Source organism: Cellulomonas pakistanensis, assembly GCF_016862755.1.
In the GTDB taxonomy this organism is placed as follows: Bacteria; Actinomycetota; Actinomycetes; order Actinomycetales; family Cellulomonadaceae; genus Cellulomonas; species Cellulomonas pakistanensis.
The window spans coordinates 16,207-32,912 of sequence record NZ_BONO01000006.1 but is presented as its reverse complement, the minus strand read 5'-3'; the positions used below and the strand labels follow the sequence as shown (position 1 = coordinate 32,912).

Sequence of the window (16,706 nt, the reverse complement as noted above, 5' to 3'; positions counted from 1 at the left end):
TCAGCGCCCGGCGAGCTTGTCGCGGAGCTTGGCGAACACGCCGCCGCCGGACGCGGACAGCCGCGCCTCGGGCCGCTCCTCGCCGCGCAGGCCGGCGAGCCGCCGCAGCAGCTCGGCCTGCTCGTCGTCGAGCGACGTCGGCACGTGGACGTCCACGTGCACGTGCAGGTCGCCGCGGCCGCCGGCGTGCAGGTGGCCCACACCGAGCCCGCGCAGCGTGACGACCTGGGCGGGCTGGGTGCCCGGGCGCAGGTCGACCTCCTGCGGGCCGTCGAGCGTGTCGAGGGTCAGCACGGTGCCGAGCGCGGCCGCGGTCATCGGGACCTCGAGCGTGCAGTGCAGGTCGTCGCCCTCGCGGACGAACGTCTCGTGCTTGCGCTCGCGCACCTCGAGGTAGATGTCGCCGGCCGGGCCGCCGGCGGGGCCGACCTCGCCCTGCGCGGTGAGCTTGATCCGGGTGCCGGTGTCCACGCCCGCGGGGACGTCGACCTCGAGCGTGCGGCGCGACCGCACGCGGCCCTCGCCGGCGCACTCGGTGCACGGCTCGGGGATGACGGTGCCGAAGCCGTGGCACGCGGCGCACGGCTGCGAGGTCATGACCTGGCCGAGGAACGACCGGGCGACCCGCTGGACGGAGCCGCGGCCGCCGCAGACGTCGCAGGTGCGCGGCGAGGTGCCCGGGCGGCAGCAGGAGCCGTCGCAGGTCGGGCAGACCACGGCCGTCTCGACCGGGACCTCCCGGTGCGTGCCGAACGTCGCCTCGGCGAGGTCGATGTCGAGCCGCAGCAGCGCGTCCTGGCCGCGGCGGGCGCGCGGGATGGGGCCGCGCTGCGCGCCGGCGCCGGCCGCCGCGCCGAAGAACGTCTCGAAGATGTCCTGGAAGCCGAAGCCGCCCTGGCCGCCCATGCCGCCGCCGGGGGCCGACGGGTCCGCGCCCATGTCGTACATGCGGCGCTTCTCGGGGTTGGACAGCACCTCGTAGGCGCGCGAGACGTCCTTGAACCGGTCCTCGGAGCCGGCGTCCGCGCCCGCGACGTCGGGGTGCAGCTCGCGCGCGAGGCGGCGGTACGCCTTCTTGATCTGCTCGGGCGTGGCGTCCCGCTGGACGCCGAGGACCTCGTAGTAGTCGCTCACTCGTCACTTCCTGTGCGTGTGTCGTCCTCGCGCGCGTGCGCGGGTCGGGTGCTCGTTGCTGAACGTGCGGGGACGCGGGTCGGTGCCCGGCCGGCGCTCATCCGGCGAGGATCCGGGACAGGTACCGCGCGACGGCGCGCACGGACGCGATGGTCCCGGGGTAGTCCATGCGGAGCGGGCCGACGGAGCCGATCCGGGCGACCGCGGTCCCGCCGCCGTCGGGCCCGCCGTACCCGGTGGTCACGAAGCTCGTCTCGAGCAGCCCCTCGTGCTGGGTCTCGCGGCCGATCCGGACGGAGACCGCGGCCTCGTCCTCGGCCATCTCGCCGAGCAGGCGCAGCAGGACGACCTGCTCCTCCAGCGCCTCCAGGACGGGGCTGATCGTGCGCGCGAAGTCGGCCCCGCCGCCGCGGACCAGGTTCGCGGTGCCCGCCAGCACGACGCGCTCCTCGCTCTCCTGGGCCAGCGTGTCCTCGACCACCGCCACCACGCCCCGCACGAGCGGGCCGTCCACGGGGGCGAAGTCGTCGGCCAGGTCGGACAGCGCGGTGCCGAGCTCGGCGAGCCGGCGACCCGCCGCGGCGGTGTTCAGCCGGACGCGCAGCCGCGCCACCGTGCCGACGTCCAGCGGGTCCGGGACCTCGATCGTGCGCTGCTCGACGCGGCCGTGGTCGGTGATGATCACCACGAGCAGGTGCCGGTCGCCGACCGGGACCAGCTCCACGTGCCGCAGCGCGGTCCGGCGCAGCGACGGGTACTGCACGACGGCGACCTGGTGGGTCAGCTGCGCGAGCAGCCGCACCGAGCGGTCGACGACGTCGTCCAGGTCGGCGGCGTCCTCGAGGAAGGTCTCGATCGCGCGGCGCTCCGGCGCGGACAGCGGCTTGACGGTCGCGAGGCGGTCGACGAACAGCCGGTAGCCCTTGTCGGTCGGCACCCGGCCGGCCGAGGTGTGCGGCTGCACGATCAGCCCGGCGTCCTCCAGGGCCGCCATGTCGTTGCGGATCGTCGCGGGCGACACCCCGAGGGAGTGCCGCTCCACCAGGGCGCGGGAGCCGACGGGCTCGCGGGTGGCGACGTAGTCCTCCACGATCGCCCGCAGCACGTCCAGCCTGCGGTCCTCGCTCATCGCCACCTCCCTGGCCGACCTGGCACTCGCTGGAACCGAGTGCCAATTCTACGCGTCCGCGGGCGCGGACGCGGCGTCGGTCCCGGCGCCGCCTGCCGCGCCGGCCTCCGCGTCCGCGTCGCGCCGCCGCGCGCGCAGGTCGACCAGGCCGACGACGAGGGCCACGGCGACCAGCGCGACCGTGATGAGCAGCGCGCGCCCCGCGGCCGCCGCGCCCTCGACGCCCGACGCCAGGGCGGAGTAGTACGTCGACAGCGCGACGGCGACGCCGAGCGCCGACCCGATGCGCTGGCCGACCTGCAGCATGCTGCCCGCGACGCCCGCCCGCTCGACCGGCACGCGCGCCAGCGTGAGGGTCTGGTTCGGCGCGATCACGAACCCGCTGCCGGCGCCCGCGACCATCTGCGTCGCCGCCATGACGAACCCGACGGCCGGCGGGTCGACGAACCGGATCGCGAGGTCGGTGCCGATCAGCCCGAGGACGACCAGCCCCAGGCCGACGACGACCAGCGCCCGCCCCCGGGTCGCCACCAGGCGGCCGGAGCGCTGCGCCGACACCGCGGACGCGATCGCGAACGGCATGTTGACCAGGCCGGCCTGCAGCGGCGTGAACCCGGCGACCTGCTGCAGGTAGAGCGTCGCCACCAGGAACACCGACGTGAACCCCGCGAAGTAGGCGATGCCCAGCAGTGCGCCGTTCCGGAACGCCGGCTCGCCCAGTACCCGCGGGTCGAGCACGGCCGCGCTCGTGCGCCGCTGGTACCCGCGCTCCCACACCACCGTCGCGACGCCGAGCACGGCGGCGACCGCGAGCCACCACCAGCGCGCCGGGTCGTCGCCGCCCTCCCCCGTCGTCGTGACGAACGGCACCATCACCGCCGCGGCGGTCAGCGCCACGCCCGCCAGGCCGACCACGTCGAGTCGCGGGCGCCCGCCCGGCCCGGTCGCCGTCGCCCGGCCGACCGCCCCGCGCGGCAGGAACCGCAGCGCGAACGGCAGCACGACGGCGATGACCGGCACGTTGACGAAGAACACCCAGCGCCAGCCCTCCTCCGCGCCGAACGCCTGGATGATCAGGCCGCCGAGCAGCGGGCCGAGCGCCGTCGACACCCCGATGGTGGCGCCGAACCAGCCGAACGCCCGGCCGCGCTCGTAGCCGGTGAACAGCTGCTGGATCGTGCCGACCACCTGCGGGTTCAGCAGGCCCGCGCTCATGCCCTGCAGCAGGCGCGCGACCGCGAGCGCCTCGTCGGACGGCGCCAGGCCGGCGCCCAGGCTGGTGAGGGCGAACCCCACCAGCCCGATCAGGAACAGCGCCCGGCGGCCGCGGGCGTCGCCGAGCCGGCCCGCGGGCACGAGCACCAGGCCGAACGCCAGGGTGTACCCGGCGACGATCAGCTGCAGCTGGCTCGCGCCGGCGTCCAGGCTGCGCTCGATGGACGGCAGCGCCACGTTGACGATGGAGACGTCGAGCATCGTGATGAACCCGATCGCCAGGCAGACGCCGAGGGCGCGCCAGCGGTGCGGGTCGGGCTCGGAGCCGGCCGGGGTGCCCGGGCTGCTGCCGGGCCGGCCGCCCGGCTGGCTGCCGGCCGGGCTGCCGGGGCGGTCGGGGTGCTGCGCGGGGCTCGACGTCACCGTCGTGTCGTACCACGCGGCCGGTCGGTCGGCACCTAGGCTGCCGCGGGTGACAGACCGCTACGGAACCGACGTGCTGTCCGGCGGCTCGCCCGCCGCGCACCGCCGCCCCACCTCCACCCCCACGCCCGCCGAGCGGGGCCTGGTCGTCGAGGAGGTCACGACCGGCTGGGTCGGGGCCGTCGTCCGGGTCGAGAAGTCCGGCGGCGAGCACGTCGTCGTCCTGGAGGACCGCAAGGGACGCACGCGGACGTTCCGGCTCGGCCCGGGGTTCTGGGTCGACGGGAAGCCGGTCGAGCTGGTGCCGCCGCGGCCGACCGCACCCACCGGCCCGAAGCGCACCGCGTCCGGGTCGCTCGCCGCCGCCGACCAGCGCGCGCGGGTTGCCATCGGCTCGCGGATCTGGGTCGAGGGCAAGCACGACGCCGAGCTGGTCGAGAAGGTCTGGGGTGACGACCTGCGCGCCGAGGGCGTCGTGGTCGAGCTGCTCGACGGCGTGGACAACCTGGTGGACGCCCTCCGCGACTTCCGGCCGGGACCCGGCAAGAAGGTCGGCGTGCTGGTCGACCACCTGGTGCCCGGGTCGAAGGAGCAGCGGATCGCCGACGAGGCGGCGCGGACGGTGCCCGCCGGGACGCTGCTCGTGCTCGGGCACCCCTACGTCGACGTGTGGCAGGCCGTGAAGCCCGCGCGCGTCGGGCTCACCGCGTGGCCGACGATCGAGCGCGGCACCGAGTGGAAGCGCGGCATCCTGCGCGAGCTCGGCTGGCCCGCCGCCGAGCAGGCCGACGTCGCCCGCGCCTGGCAGCGGATCCTGCGCTCGGTGCGGTCGTACGCCGACCTGGAGCCGTCGCTGCTCGGCCGGGTCGAGGAGCTGATCGACTTCGTGACGGCACCCTGACCGCGGGCGCCGTCACGCGGCGTCGTCAGGGCGCGACGGGCTCGGCCTGGAGCCGGCGGTACATCCACGTCGTCGCCAGCAGGCCGACCGGGAACGACACCAGCTGGCCGACGCCGCACAGCGCCGAGCCGACCAGGTTCGCGGCGTACACGCCCAGGAACAGCAGGACGACCGTGCCGACGTTCCGGTACACGAGCGTGAAGCTGGCCTTGATCGCGTCCACCGGCGACAGGCGCTTGTCGATGACGAAGAACAGCGTGAACTGCGCGAAGAACGCGAACACGAGGCCCGGCAGCACGAACAGCAGGGACCCGATGCCGGTGCCCAGCCCGACGAGCAGGGCCGCGAGCAGGACGCTGCCGAGGTTCTCGAACCGGAAGAACGTGCCGACCTCGACCCGGCGGCCGTCCGCGACCTCGAGCGACGCGCGGGTCACGCCGGCCTGCATGAACGCCGTCAGCAGCAGGACGACCGCGAGCACCAGCAGGTAGCCGAACACGAGCCCGAAGCCGGCGCCGTCGCGCAGCTCCTGGGTGGCCGGGTCCACGCTGGCGACGCTGCCGCCGATGATCGCGATCGACAGCACGACGGACACGGCGACGATCACGGCCAGGTACGCGAGGACGCCCAGCAGGAACGGTCCGACGTTCTGGGTGAACTTGGTCCAGCCCCAGGAGAACGCCTCGCCGACGCCGGTGCCCCCGGTGGGCGCGCCGTACTGCTGGGGGTGGGGCGGGCCGTAGGGCGGCTGGCCGTAGGGCGGCTGCTGGCCGTAGGGCTGCTGCTGGCCGTAGGGCGGCTGCTGGCCGTAGGGCGGCTGCTGGCCGTACATCTGCTGCTGGCCGTAGCCGGGCGGCGGCGGGTACGCGCCCGCGGGCGGCGGCGGGGTCGCCGGCTCGTCGTCGCGCGGCGGCGTACCGCCGGGGTTCTCCGTCATCGCTGCCCTCCTGGCCCGGGCGTCGGTCGCCCGTCGCGCCAGCGAACCGAAGGCGGCCGACGCGTGTCAAGGAGGCCGATCCCTGGACAGAAGGGGACGAACGACCCGGTCACACCGCTACGCTGCGACCGCCGTAGCCCTGCAGCACCCGAGGAGACCCATGTCGTACGACCAGCAGCCGCCCGCCGGCGGCCCGCAGCAGCCGCCGTTCGGCGGTCAGCCCCAGCAGCCCTACGGCGGCCAGCCGCAGCAGCCGTACGGCGGCCAGCCGCAGCAGCCGCTGCGCCCGGACGAGGAGAAGACCTGGTCGCTGCTCGCGCACCTGGGCGGGATCCTGTTCTCGTTCGTCGCCCCGCTGGTCGTCTGGCTGGTGTTCAAGGGCCGCGGCCCGTTCCTGGACGACCAGGCCAAGGAGGCGCTGAACTTCCAGATCACCGTCGCGATCGCGTACGTCGCGTCGTGGATCCTCGCGGGGATCACGTTCGGCTGGCTGTCGTTCCTGCCCTTCGTGGTCGGCGTCGCCGCGCTGGTGTTCGCGATCCTGGCCGCCGTCGCCGTCAACAAGGGCCAGTGGTACCGCTACCCGGTCACCCTGCGCCTGGTGAAGTGACCCACGCGCACTGACGAGGCGAAGATCCGGCCCGACACGCCCCGGCGTGTCGGGCCGGATCTTCCACTCCAGCGGCCCGGGTGGTCCGGCTCAGTCCGCGAGCGTGCGGACGACCGCGTCGGCCAGCAGCCGACCGCGCCGCGTGAGGCGCACCCGCCGCCCCGGGGCGTCGCCCGCGGCCCCCAGGGCGGCCCGGCCGTCGACCAGCCCGTCGGCCACGAGGCCCGCGACCCGCGAGCGCGCGGCCGGGCTCAGCGCGTCGACCGGCAGCCCCTCGTGCAGCCGCACGCCGAGCATGACCCGCTCGAGCCGCGCCGAGGCGTCCTCGACCGTCTCGCGCCCCGCAGCCGGGCTCTCCCCCGCGGCCAGCCGCGCCGCGTAGGCGCGCGGGTGCTTGACGTTCCACCACCGCACGCCGCCGACGTGGCTGTGCGCGCCGGGGCCGACGCCCCACCAGTCGTCATTCCTCCAGTAGGCGAGGTTGTGCCGGCAGGCGTCCGCTGGGGTGCGCGCCCAGTTGCTCACCTCGTACCAGGTCAGCCCGGCGGCCGTCAGCAGGTCGTCGGCGAGCTCGTACTTCGCGGCCTGGTCGTCCTCGTCGGGCAGCGCGAGGTCGCCGCGCCGCACCTGGACCGCCATCTTCGTGCCCCGCTCGACGACGAGCGCGTACGCCGACACGTGGTCGACCCCGGTCGCCAGCGCCGTCTCCAGCGAGGTCCGCCAATCGGCGAGCGACTCCCCCGGCGTGCCGTAGATGAGGTCGAGCGACACGGCGAGCCCCGCGTCCCGCGCCCAGCGCACGACGTCTGGGATCCGCCGCGGGTCGTGGGTGCGCTCCAGGGTCGCGAGCACGTGCGGCACCGCGGACTGCATGCCGAACGACACCCGCGTGAACCCGCCCCGGCGCAGCTCGGCGAGCGACTCCGGGGTGACCGAGTCGGGGTTCGCCTCGGTCGTGACCTCGGCGTCGTCCGCCAGGCCCCAGGCGCCGCGGACGCCGTCGAGCATCCGGACCAGGTCGCCGGCCGGCAGCACGGTCGGGGTGCCGCCGCCGACGAACACCGTCGACGCGGGCCGCTCCGGCAGGCCGGCGTCCCGCATCACGCGGGCGCCGAGCGTGATCTCGGCCAGCGCCGTGTCGGCGTAGGCCACCTGGGACGCGCCGCCGCCGAGCTCGGTCGCCGTGTACGTGTTGAAGTCGCAGTACCCGCAGCGCACGGTGCAGAACGGGACGTGCAGGTACACGCCGAACCCGCGCCGGCCCGCGCCCGCGCGCACGCTCGGCGGGAGGGCGCCGTCCGCGGGAGCGGCGTCACCCTCCGGGAGCGCCGGGCTCACTTCTTCTTCGCGTCCTTGGCGTCCTTGGCGCCGCCCGCGTCGGACGAGAGCGCCGCGATGAAGGCCTCCTGCGGCACGTCGACCCGGCCGATGGTCTTCATGCGCTTCTTGCCCTCCTTCTGCTTCTCCAGCAGCTTCCGCTTGCGGGTGATGTCGCCGCCGTAGCACTTGGCGAGGACGTCCTTGCGGATCGCGCGGATGGTCTCGCGGGCGATGACGCGCGAGCCGACGGCCGCCTGGATCGGCACCTCGAACTGCTGGCGCGGGATGAGGTCCTTGAGCTTGGACGCCATCATCACGCCGTACGAGTACGCCTTGTCCTTGTGCACGATCGAGCTGAACGCGTCGACCTGCTCGCCCTGCAGCAGGATGTCGACCTTCACCAGGTCCGCGACCTGCTCGCCGACGGGCTCGTAGTCGAGGCTGGCGTAGCCGCGGGTGCGGGACTTCAGCTGGTCGAAGAAGTCGAACACGATCTCCGCGAGCGGCAGCGTGTAGCGCATCTCGACGCGGTCCTCGGACAGGTAGTCCATGCCGAGCAGGTCGCCGCGCTTGCCCTGGCAGAGCTCCATGATCGCGCCGATGAACTCGCTCGGGGCCAGGATCGTCGACTTCACGATCGGCTCGCGCACCTCGCGGATCTTGCCGCCCGGGAACTCGCTCGGGTTGGTGACCGTGACGACCTGGCGGTCCTCCATCGTCACCTCGTAGACCACGTTGGGCGCGGTCGAGATGAGGTCGAGGTTGAACTCGCGCTCCAGCCGCTCCCGGATGATCTCGAGGTGCAGCAGCCCGAGGAACCCGACGCGGAACCCGAAGCCCAGCGCGACCGAGGTCTCGGGCTCGTAGTTCAGCGCGGCGTCGTTGAGCTTGAGCTTGTCGAGCGCGTCGCGCAGCACCGGGTAGTCGGAGCCGTCGATCGGGTACAGGCCCGAGAACACCATCGGCTTCGGGTCGGAGTAGCCGCCGATCGCCTCGGTGGCCGGCTTGCTCGCGTTCGTGACGGTGTCGCCGACCTTCGACTGGCGGACGTCCTTCACGCCGGTGATGAGGTAGCCGACCTCGCCGACGCCCAGGCCCTTGGTCGGGACGGGCTCGGGCGAGATGACGCCGATCTCCAGCAGCTCGTGCGTGGCCTTCGTCGACATCATCGCGATGCGCTCGCGCGGGTTGAGGTTGCCGTCCTTGACCCGCACGTAGGTCACGACGCCGCGGTAGGTGTCGTAGACCGAGTCGAAGATCATCGCGCGCGCCGGGGCGTCGGGGTCGCCGACCGGGGCCGGGACCAGCTCGACGATCCGGTCCAGCAGCGCCTCGACGCCCTCGCCCGTCTTGCCGGACACCTTGAGGCAGTCCGCCGGGTCGCCGCCGATGAGGCTCGCGAGCTCCTCCGCGTACTTCTCGGGCTGCGCCGCCGGCAGGTCGATCTTGTTCAGCACCGGGATGATCTGGAGGTCGTTCTCCATCGCCAGGTACAGGTTGGCCAGCGTCTGCGCCTCGATGCCCTGCGCGGCGTCGACCAGCAGCACGGCGCCCTCGCAGGCGGCGAGCGACCGGGACACCTCGTAGGTGAAGTCGACGTGTCCCGGGGTGTCGATCATGTTGAGCGCGTAGGGGGTGTCCCCCATCGCCCAGGGCATGCGCACGGCCTGCGACTTGATCGTGATCCCGCGCTCGCGCTCGATGTCCATGCGGTCGAGGTACTGCGCGCGCATGGCGCGGGCCTCGACGACGCCGGTCAGCTGGAGCATGCGGTCGGCGAGGGTCGACTTGCCGTGGTCGATGTGCGCGATGATGCAGAAGTTGCGCAGCAGCTCGGGCGGGGTCGCCGCGGGGGTGATGCGCCGGGACTGCTCGGCGCTCGGGATCGGGGACACGTGCTCCCTCGGTTTCGCAGGGTCGGACTGCCACCATGGTCCCATGCCCGCGCCCGAGACCCGAGCCGCCGCTCGCGCGCGCCCGACGGGCTTCGTCCGCGAGGCGGTCTCCTGGTAGGCTTGTCAGTCGCGTGTCCGCCCGGGTCGGCGGGCACTAGTCCGGTTCCTCTCCGCGGGTGTCCCCACGCCCCAGTCCCGGCGCCGGACGCGCCCTCTACGACCTTGTTCCTCTCGCTCCGGCGAACACACGAAGAGAGACCACACCGTGGCCAACATCAAGTCCCAGATGAAGCGCATCCGCACCAACGAGAAGGCGCGCCTGCGTAACAAGGCTGTCAAGTCCGAGCTGAAGACGTTCGTGCGCCGCGTGCGCGAGGCCGTCGCCGGTGGCGACAAGGACGCCGCGGGCGTCGCGCTCGTCGCCGCGTCGAAGAAGCTCGACAAGGCCGTCTCGAAGGGCGTCATCCACGCCAACCAGGCCGCCAACAAGAAGTCGGCGCTGGCGAAGTCGGTCAACGCGCTCTGACGCGACCGTAGCCGTCACGAAGGGCGGCCACCCTCTCCACGGGGTGGCCGCCCTTCGTCGTCCCCGGGGCCGGCGCTCCGCCGAGCGGGCAGAAGATCTCCCCTCATCGGAGCGGGAGGCGACACCTGCTGCCCTTCCGGAGCGACCGCCGAGCGCCGTGCGACCCCGGGACGCGCCGAGGGCGTCACCCCCCCTGCGGGGTGACGCCCTCTGTGCGGGTCGGGCCGTGGCCCGTCCCGTGGGGAACGCGGTCGCTCAGTCCTGAGCCACCGCGCTCCACGCCTCCCACAGCACCGCGGGCACGGCCGGCCGGAAGCCCGCCTCCCGCAGCGCGCGGTCGAACGCCTGGGCCGCCCCGGTGACGTCGCCGTGACCGAGGAACCGGTCGCCGAGCTCGCGCCACACCGCGGCGGACTGCCGCGAGGCGGACATCATGCCGAGCATGTCGGCCGCCCAGCGGTACGCGCGGGACGCCGCGTCGACCTCGCCACGCGCGTGCAGCGCGTCGCCGATCGCGAGCTGCGCGGCCGCGCCGTCGAGCCGGGGCTGGTCGCCGAGCCGGTCGAGCGCCGCGCGGCCGTAGCCCTCCGCGGCGACCGGGTCGCCCTGCATGAGGTGCGCGCGGGACCGCTCGACGTCGAGGCGGGCCATCTCCACCTCGGAGCCGGACACCTGGAGCTCGGGGGCCGCGCGGTCGAGCTGCTCGAGCGCGGTCGCCGGCTCGGCCGGGTCGCTCCGCAGCAGCAGCCACGCGTAGTTGAGGCGCAGGCGCGGGATGTCGCGGCTGACCTCGCCCTCGCCCAGCAGCGCGAGCGCGCGCTCGGTGTACCGCTTGGCCAGCGCGTAGTCGTGCCGCTGCTCCGCGACGAGCGCCGCGTTCCAGTAGACCGACCCGCGGCCGCGCGGGGTGCCGAGCGACTCCGCCTGGCGGATCAGCTCGGCGGCGCGGTGCGTCGCGTACAGCAGGTCGCCGCGCTCGACGTACGACCACAGGGTCGTCGAGCCGAGGCGGAGGTGCTCGTCGGTGCCGGTCAGGCCGGCGTCCTCGAGCTCGGCGAGCTGGCGGTCGCCGACCTCGATCGCGCGGCCCAGGTCGCCGGACTCCACGTAGGAGGCGACGAGCGCGGTGGCGGCCGCGGCGGCGTCGAGGTGGTGCTGGTCGGCCCGGGCCTGCGTGAGCAGCGGCTCCAGGACGCCGACGGCGGACTCGAGGTCGCCGAGCATCTCGTGCGCCTGCGCGAGGGCGAGCTGGGCCTCGACCCGCACGCCGCGCGACACCGGCTCGAGGTCGAGCGCGAGAATGCGGTCGCGGGCCGACGCGGCCTCGCCCGACACCAGGTCGAGGCGGGCGAAGTCGAGCGCGAGCTTGGCGCGCGCCTCGGCCGGGCCCTCGTCGCCGTGCTTGAGGTACTCGACCGTGGACCCGAGCCGCTCGGCGATGACACCGAGCGCGGCGTCGGTCGGCTCGCGCCGACCGGACTCGATGAGGGAGATGTAGCTCGGCGAGAGCGCGTCTCCTGCGAGGGCCGTCTGGGAGAGCCCAGCGGCCAACCGCGCCTGGCGGACGCGGTCAGCAATGGTCGTCATGGGTGTCACTGTACCTATGACGCCTCGCCAGGGCGAGCACGTCACCCGTCCGCCGCGCGCGGGCCCCCGCTCGCCCCGCGCACCGAGAGTCAGCGGGGCGAGCCGGGAGGCGCCGGAGGCGTTCAGACCATCGTCCGGCAGCAGCCGGTGGCACCGCTCTGGATCGTGAAGCCGCCGGCGGCGTTCGCCACGCCGGAGGCACCGAGGGTCAGGGTCAGGGCGAGGGCGGCGGTGGCGACGGCCTTCAGCGTGTTGCGCATGGGAGCTCTCCTGTCACAGAACGTTGACTCTCTGTCACGAGAAGCATGACTGACGCGGAGCGCTTCGCACCACCTCCTGAGCGTTTTGGCCGGATGTCCGCCCAATCGGGTGAATCGACCGTCACTTCGCCGCGTGATCCCGGGATATCACCCCCGGTGAGCGACCTGAGGCCGTGTCATGACGCGTCGTATGTGGTGTCATAGAGGGCATGACGACGGGACAGGGCGACGCCGAGCGACTTCTCGCGGCCGAGATCGACGCCGCGATCCCGGACGTGCTGCGCCAGGAGTGGGACCGGCACGTCGCCCGTGAGCAGGTGGTGGTGGGACGGCAGGGGATCTTCTCCCCCCGCCTCCACCCCTTCGGTTACGAGCTCGCGTTCCGCGCGCCGGGCGCGACGTCGACGGACGCGGCGGGCTGGAGCGAGCTGCAGCACGAGCGTGCCACCAGCGCTGTGCTCCGCGCCACCTTCGGGCGGGTGGATGTGGACGAGGTCGGCCACGGGCGCTGGCTGTTCGTGCGCTGCCCGCGCGCGTTCCTCACCGGCGAGCTGCACCTGCCCCACCGGCCGGACCGGCTGGTCATCGAGATCACCGGGACCACCCGGATCGACGGCGACGTCCTGCGCGGGGTGCGCCGGCTGCGCGAGCAGGGCTTCCGGATCGCGATGGCCGGCTTCGTGTCGCGGCAGGACCAGCGCTCGCTGCTCCCCCAGGCCGACTTCGTGAAGATCGACGCGCGGGACCTCGACGTCGAGGGCGAGCCCGTGGTCGACCTGGCGCGCTCGCACGGCGCCCTGCTGGTCGCCGAGTTCGTCGAGACCAGCACCGAGCTCAAGGCCGCGCGGCGGCTCGGGTTCGACCTGTACCAGGGCAACCTGCTCGAGCGGAGCCTGCTGGTCGACCGGACCTCGGCGCCGCTGCTGCGGCCCGGCCGCAACACGCTGGGCCAGCACTACATCTGATCGGCGCGGGCCCGGGCGGGCCTCTGCCGGCTGCGCGTCCCGTCAGCGGCGGACGACGGCGGCGATCCGCAGGACCGCGCGCTCGACGGCGAACCGCGGGTCGCGACTCGCACCCTTGACCTCCGCGTCCGCCTGCGCGACGGCGGTGATCGCCGCGGCCAGCGCCTCGGGGGTCCACCGCGACAGCTCCTTGCGCGACCGGTCGACCTGCCACGGCGCGAGGCCGAGGTCCCGCTCGGCTCCGGGCCCGCGCCCGCGCACCGCGGACACCTTCGCGAGCACGCGCAGCCGCGCCGCGAGCGCCGCCACGAGCGGGACCGGGTCGACGCCGGTGGCGAACGCGTGCCGCAGCAGCGCGACGGCCTCCCCCGCGTTGCCGTCCACGGCGGCGTCGGCCACCCGGAACCCGGTCGCCTCGATCCGGCCGCCGTAGTACCGCTCGACCACCTCGACGCTGATCACGCCGGTGGTGTCGGCGACGAGCTGGGAGCACGCCGCCGCGAGCTCGCGGAGGTCGCTGCCGACCGCGTCGACGAGCGAGCGGACGGCGCGGGCCTCCATGCGCCGGCCGGCGCGCCGCAGCTCCTGGGTCACGAACGAGGCCTTGTCCGCGTCGCGCTTGATCGTCTCGCAGACCGCGACCGGGTGGCCGGCCGCGCGCACCGCGTCGAGCAGCCGCTTGCCGCGCTGGCCGCCGCCGTGCCGGAGCACGAGGACGACGTCCTCCTGCGGGGCGGCGACGTAGGACGTGGCCTCCAGGATCAGGTCGTCCGTGGCCTTCTCGACGTTCTCGACCACGACCACGCGGTCCTCGGCGAACAGCGAGGGGCTGGTCGCGAGCGTCAGCTCCCCCGCGCCGTAGGCGGCGCCGTCGAGCCGGGTCACCTCGATCTGGGCGTCCCGCTCGCGCGCGAGACCGACGACCCGCTCGACGGCGCGCTCGGCCAGCAGCTCCTCGGGCCCGGTCACGAGGACCACGGGGGCGAGCCCCACCTCGTCCCACGCCAGGCCGGCGGAGGCCGTCGACCCGCGACCACCGCCCCGGGCGGGGCGGCGCGAGGCGGAGGTGGAGGTCGGCACGCCCCTAGGGTGCCATGCCCCGCCGACACCGCAGGACCAGCACCAGCGCCGCCCCGCACGCGGTGGCGAGCAGCACCTGGCCCACCGCCCCGCCCGCCCACGCCACCTGCGCGCCGGGCAGCCCGGTGGCCGTCCGGGCGACGGCGGCGATCCACCAGCAGGCCGCGCCGGCGACGTGCGCGCACGCGGTCGCCGCGGCCGGCCACCACGGGCCGAGCACCGCGGCGAGCAGGCCCCCGACGGTCGCCGGCGCCACGGCCGGCGCGGCGGCGACGTTCGCCAGCACGGCGTAGGCGGGCACCGCCGGCGACAGCACGAGGACGACCGGGGCGCACACCGCCTGCGCGGCGACGGGGACGGCGAAGGCGGTCGCGACCGGGCCGGCCACGCGGCGGCGGGTGGTTGTCGAGGGCGGGGCGCCGGCCCGGCGCACGCCGTCCGGCGGCGCGGACCACCGGCGCGCGAGCGGCCCGGCGAGCAGCGCGATCCCGGCCGTGGCCACGACCGACAGCACGAACCCCACGTCGCGCGCGAGCCACGGGTCGACGACGACCAGGACGAGCACCGCGCACGCGAGCGCCGGCACCGAGCGCGAAGGGCGGCCCGCCACGATCCCGAGCACGCCGACCGCGCCCATCACGGCGGCCCGCACGACGCTCGACCCGGGCTGGACGACGGCGACGAACCCGCCCAGCACCGTCGTGACCGGCAGCCATCGCCACCGCCTCGGCACCCCGCACCGGGCGACGACCGCGAGTACCGCCGCCCCGAGGATCGAGAAGTGCGCGCCCGACACCGCGGTGATGTGCGCGAGCCCGGAGACGCGCATCGCCTCGTCGAGGTCGCCCACCCCGCGGGTGTCCCCCACGGCGACCGCCGGCAGCAGCCGCCCGGCGTCGCCCGGCACGGCGGAGGCGGTCGACACGAGCCCGACCCGCAGGGCGTCGGCGACGCGCAGGACGCCGGTCGGCGGCGCGCGGACCGCCGGGTCGCCGTCGGCGCGGGCGCGGGCGACGGCGCGCCGGGCCGGGTCCGGCAGCGTCGACAGGCGCGCCTCCACCTCGACGCGCGTGCCGTAGGCCAGGTCCGCGGCGGAGGCGGGCGCGTAGACCTCGACCGCGGCGCCGGTGCCGACCACCCCGCGGCCGGCCACCGCCCCGTCGGCCGGCACCGCTCCGTCGCCCGCCCCGCCGGCCACCGCCCTGGACGCCCCACCGCCGAGCACCTCCACCGACCGCGCCGCCAGCAAGAAGCGCACCGTGCCCGAGCCGCCCGCCCCGCCGGGGATCTGCGGCGTCGAGCGCACGGTGCCGACGAGCCGCACGCGGTCCCGCGCCTCGGCGAGCGCGCGGACCTCGCCCGCCTCGCGCGCCGTCACCTGGGCGGCGGTGGTGAGGAGCAGGACCGCCACCGCGCCGAGCGCGAGCGCGGCCTGGGCGCGCCGGGCCTCCGCGACCCCGACCCGGGCTCCCCCGCCGGCGCGGGCCGAGCCGGGACCTCCCGCACGCCCGGCATCCGCAGGCGCCGCGCCGCCCGCTTCGTGTTCGCGCCGCGCGGTCCCACCACCGCTGCCGCCGCCGGGGCTCCGTCTGCGGCGGCACAGCGGCACCGTCGCGGCCAGCACCGCGGCCACCAGACCCGACGCGACCAGGCCCCGCGCGCCGGTGCCGACGACCGCCGCCGCCACGCCCCACACCGCGAGCGCCGCCGGGACCAGGCGGACGTCGACCGGCTCCTCGACGCTCACACCCGCACCAGCTCCCGGATCTGCCCGAGCACGGCCGGCCCGATGCCGGAGACGTCGAGCAGCGCGTCCACGCTGTCGAACGGTCCGTGCTGCGTGCGCCACGCGACGATGCGGTCGGCGAGCACCGGCCCGATCCCGGGCAGCGTCTGCAGCTCCGCGCTGCCGGCCGCGTTGACGTCGACCAGCCCGTCCGCGGCGCCGGCCCCGGTCCCGGCCCCCGGCCCGCCCCCGGCCGCGCCCTCGTCCGTCCCGACCGCCGGATCCTCCCCGGGCGCGGGCACCCGGATCTGCGCGCCGTCCTGGACCACGGCCGCGAGGTTGAGCCCCGCGAGGTCCGCGTCCGGCAGCGCGCCGCCCGCCGCCGCGACCGCGTCGCCGACCCGCGACCCGGCGGGAAGCGCCACGACGCCCGGCGACGCGACCTGCCCGACGACGTGCACCCACACCGTCGACGCCCCGGTGGGCGACGCGTCGGCGGCGTCCGCGGCGCCACCGCCCGCGGAGTCCGGCCCGCCGGCCGTGGCCGTCACCACCGGCTCCTCGATCGCCACGGGCTCGCCCGTCGGCTGCGACGCGGCGCGGACCGCGACCGCGCCGCCGACGAGCGCCAGCGCCGCGAGCGCGACCACCGCGGTCCGGGGCGGCAGGCGCCACCGCAGGGAGTCGCCGAGCCGGGGCGCCCGGTCGGGGCCGGCGTCGTCCTCCGCCCACGTCGGGTCCTCTCCATCGGCGTCGGCACCGCGCGTCGACCCCGCCTGAGCCGCGGCCCGCAGCCGCGCCGTGCCGGCGATGACGCCGGCGGCCGGCCCCTCCGAGTGTTCCGGTGCGGCGCCGTCGTCCGCGGCGCGTCCGGGACGAACCACCTGGTCCCGCGACGCGGCCGGGAGCGGCTGGGTGGGCGGGTCCGGTGCGGACCACGCGACCTCGTGACCGACCGCGGCGTCGCGATCCCCCCAGCGGGCGGGATCGCCTTCGGC

15 protein-coding genes are annotated in these 16,706 nt (G+C 75.5%); 4 read left to right on the top strand and 11 right to left on the bottom strand.

Features of this window, described 5'->3' with window-relative positions; translation table 11 throughout:
* The 3 genes from dnaJ to Cpa01nite_RS05445 form a co-directional block, all read right to left on the bottom strand.
* Positions 1-1,134 (bottom strand): molecular chaperone DnaJ, encoded by a 1,134-nt coding sequence (dnaJ, locus tag Cpa01nite_RS05455; protein WP_203667740.1) that lies wholly within the window; start codon positions 1,132-1,134, stop codon positions 1-3.
* Positions 1,135-1,231: 97 nt separating this feature from the next.
* Positions 1,232-2,263 (bottom strand): heat-inducible transcriptional repressor HrcA, encoded by a 1,032-nt coding sequence (gene hrcA / locus Cpa01nite_RS05450; protein ID WP_203667739.1) that lies wholly within the window; start codon positions 2,261-2,263, stop codon positions 1,232-1,234.
* Between the two features lie 48 nt (positions 2,264-2,311).
* Positions 2,312-3,901: an MFS transporter gene (locus Cpa01nite_RS05445; RefSeq protein ID WP_239068548.1), complete on the bottom strand. Its 1,590-nt coding sequence runs from the start codon at positions 3,899-3,901 to the stop codon at positions 2,312-2,314.
* A 49-nt stretch (positions 3,902-3,950) separates the two neighbouring features.
* Between Cpa01nite_RS05445 and Cpa01nite_RS05440 the strand changes: the two genes are divergently transcribed.
* The gene (locus Cpa01nite_RS05440) at positions 3,951-4,802 is read left to right on the top strand and encodes a DUF3097 domain-containing protein (RefSeq protein WP_239068547.1); all 852 of its coding nucleotides are present in this window, start codon (positions 3,951-3,953) and stop codon (positions 4,800-4,802) included.
* A 25-nt stretch (positions 4,803-4,827) separates the two neighbouring features.
* On the opposite strand, the gene Cpa01nite_RS05435 is transcribed toward Cpa01nite_RS05440, so the two are convergent.
* Complete coding sequence (locus Cpa01nite_RS05435) at positions 4,828-5,739, bottom strand: DUF2189 domain-containing protein (protein WP_203667738.1); 912 nt, start codon at positions 5,737-5,739, stop codon at positions 4,828-4,830.
* A 160-nt stretch (positions 5,740-5,899) separates the two neighbouring features.
* Between Cpa01nite_RS05435 and Cpa01nite_RS05430 the strand changes: the two genes are divergently transcribed.
* Positions 5,900-6,349: a DUF4870 domain-containing protein gene (locus tag Cpa01nite_RS05430; protein ID WP_203667737.1), complete on the top strand. Its 450-nt coding sequence runs from the start codon at positions 5,900-5,902 to the stop codon at positions 6,347-6,349.
* Between the two features lie 90 nt (positions 6,350-6,439).
* Here Cpa01nite_RS05430 and hemW read toward each other — a convergent pair whose 3' ends face one another.
* Positions 6,440-7,687: a radical SAM family heme chaperone HemW gene (hemW, locus tag Cpa01nite_RS05425; protein ID WP_203667736.1), complete on the bottom strand. Its 1,248-nt coding sequence runs from the start codon at positions 7,685-7,687 to the stop codon at positions 6,440-6,442.
* The gene (gene lepA, locus Cpa01nite_RS05420) at positions 7,684-9,564 is read right to left on the bottom strand and encodes a translation elongation factor 4 (protein ID WP_239068546.1); all 1,881 of its coding nucleotides are present in this window, start codon (positions 9,562-9,564) and stop codon (positions 7,684-7,686) included. The genes hemW and lepA overlap by 4 nt, the downstream gene beginning before the upstream one ends.
* A gap of 265 nt (positions 9,565-9,829) precedes the next feature.
* Here lepA and rpsT point away from each other — a divergent pair, with 265 nt between their 5' ends.
* Complete coding sequence (rpsT, locus tag Cpa01nite_RS05415) at positions 9,830-10,090, top strand: 30S ribosomal protein S20 (RefSeq protein WP_147796102.1); 261 nt, start codon at positions 9,830-9,832, stop codon at positions 10,088-10,090.
* Positions 10,091-10,345: 255 nt separating this feature from the next.
* On the opposite strand, the gene Cpa01nite_RS05410 is transcribed toward rpsT, so the two are convergent.
* Positions 10,346-11,677 carry a helix-turn-helix domain-containing protein gene (locus tag Cpa01nite_RS05410; protein ID WP_203667735.1) on the bottom strand — a complete coding sequence of 444 codons (1,332 nt, stop codon included), beginning with the start codon at positions 11,675-11,677 and terminating at the stop codon, positions 10,346-10,348.
* 122 nt (positions 11,678-11,799) lie between these two features.
* Positions 11,800-11,937 carry a hypothetical protein gene (locus Cpa01nite_RS05405; RefSeq protein ID WP_203667734.1) on the bottom strand — a complete coding sequence of 46 codons (138 nt, stop codon included), beginning with the start codon at positions 11,935-11,937 and terminating at the stop codon, positions 11,800-11,802.
* A 209-nt stretch (positions 11,938-12,146) separates the two neighbouring features.
* Between Cpa01nite_RS05405 and Cpa01nite_RS05400 the strand changes: the two genes are divergently transcribed.
* Positions 12,147-12,902 carry an EAL domain-containing protein gene (locus Cpa01nite_RS05400; protein WP_203667733.1) on the top strand — a complete coding sequence of 252 codons (756 nt, stop codon included), beginning with the start codon at positions 12,147-12,149 and terminating at the stop codon, positions 12,900-12,902.
* Between the two features lie 42 nt (positions 12,903-12,944).
* On the opposite strand, the gene holA is transcribed toward Cpa01nite_RS05400, so the two are convergent.
* The 3 genes from holA to Cpa01nite_RS05385 form a co-directional block, all read right to left on the bottom strand.
* The gene (gene holA / locus Cpa01nite_RS05395; RefSeq protein ID WP_203667840.1) at positions 12,945-13,910 is read right to left on the bottom strand and encodes a DNA polymerase III subunit delta; all 966 of its coding nucleotides are present in this window, start codon (positions 13,908-13,910) and stop codon (positions 12,945-12,947) included.
* Positions 13,911-13,986: 76 nt separating this feature from the next.
* The gene (locus Cpa01nite_RS05390; RefSeq protein WP_203667732.1) at positions 13,987-15,729 is read right to left on the bottom strand and encodes a ComEC/Rec2 family competence protein; all 1,743 of its coding nucleotides are present in this window, start codon (positions 15,727-15,729) and stop codon (positions 13,987-13,989) included.
* Positions 15,726-16,592, bottom strand: a complete 867-nt coding sequence (locus Cpa01nite_RS05385) for a ComEA family DNA-binding protein (protein ID WP_203667731.1) — start codon at positions 16,590-16,592, stop codon at positions 15,726-15,728. The genes Cpa01nite_RS05390 and Cpa01nite_RS05385 overlap by 4 nt, the downstream gene beginning before the upstream one ends.
* Positions 16,593-16,706: the final 114 nt, after the last annotated feature.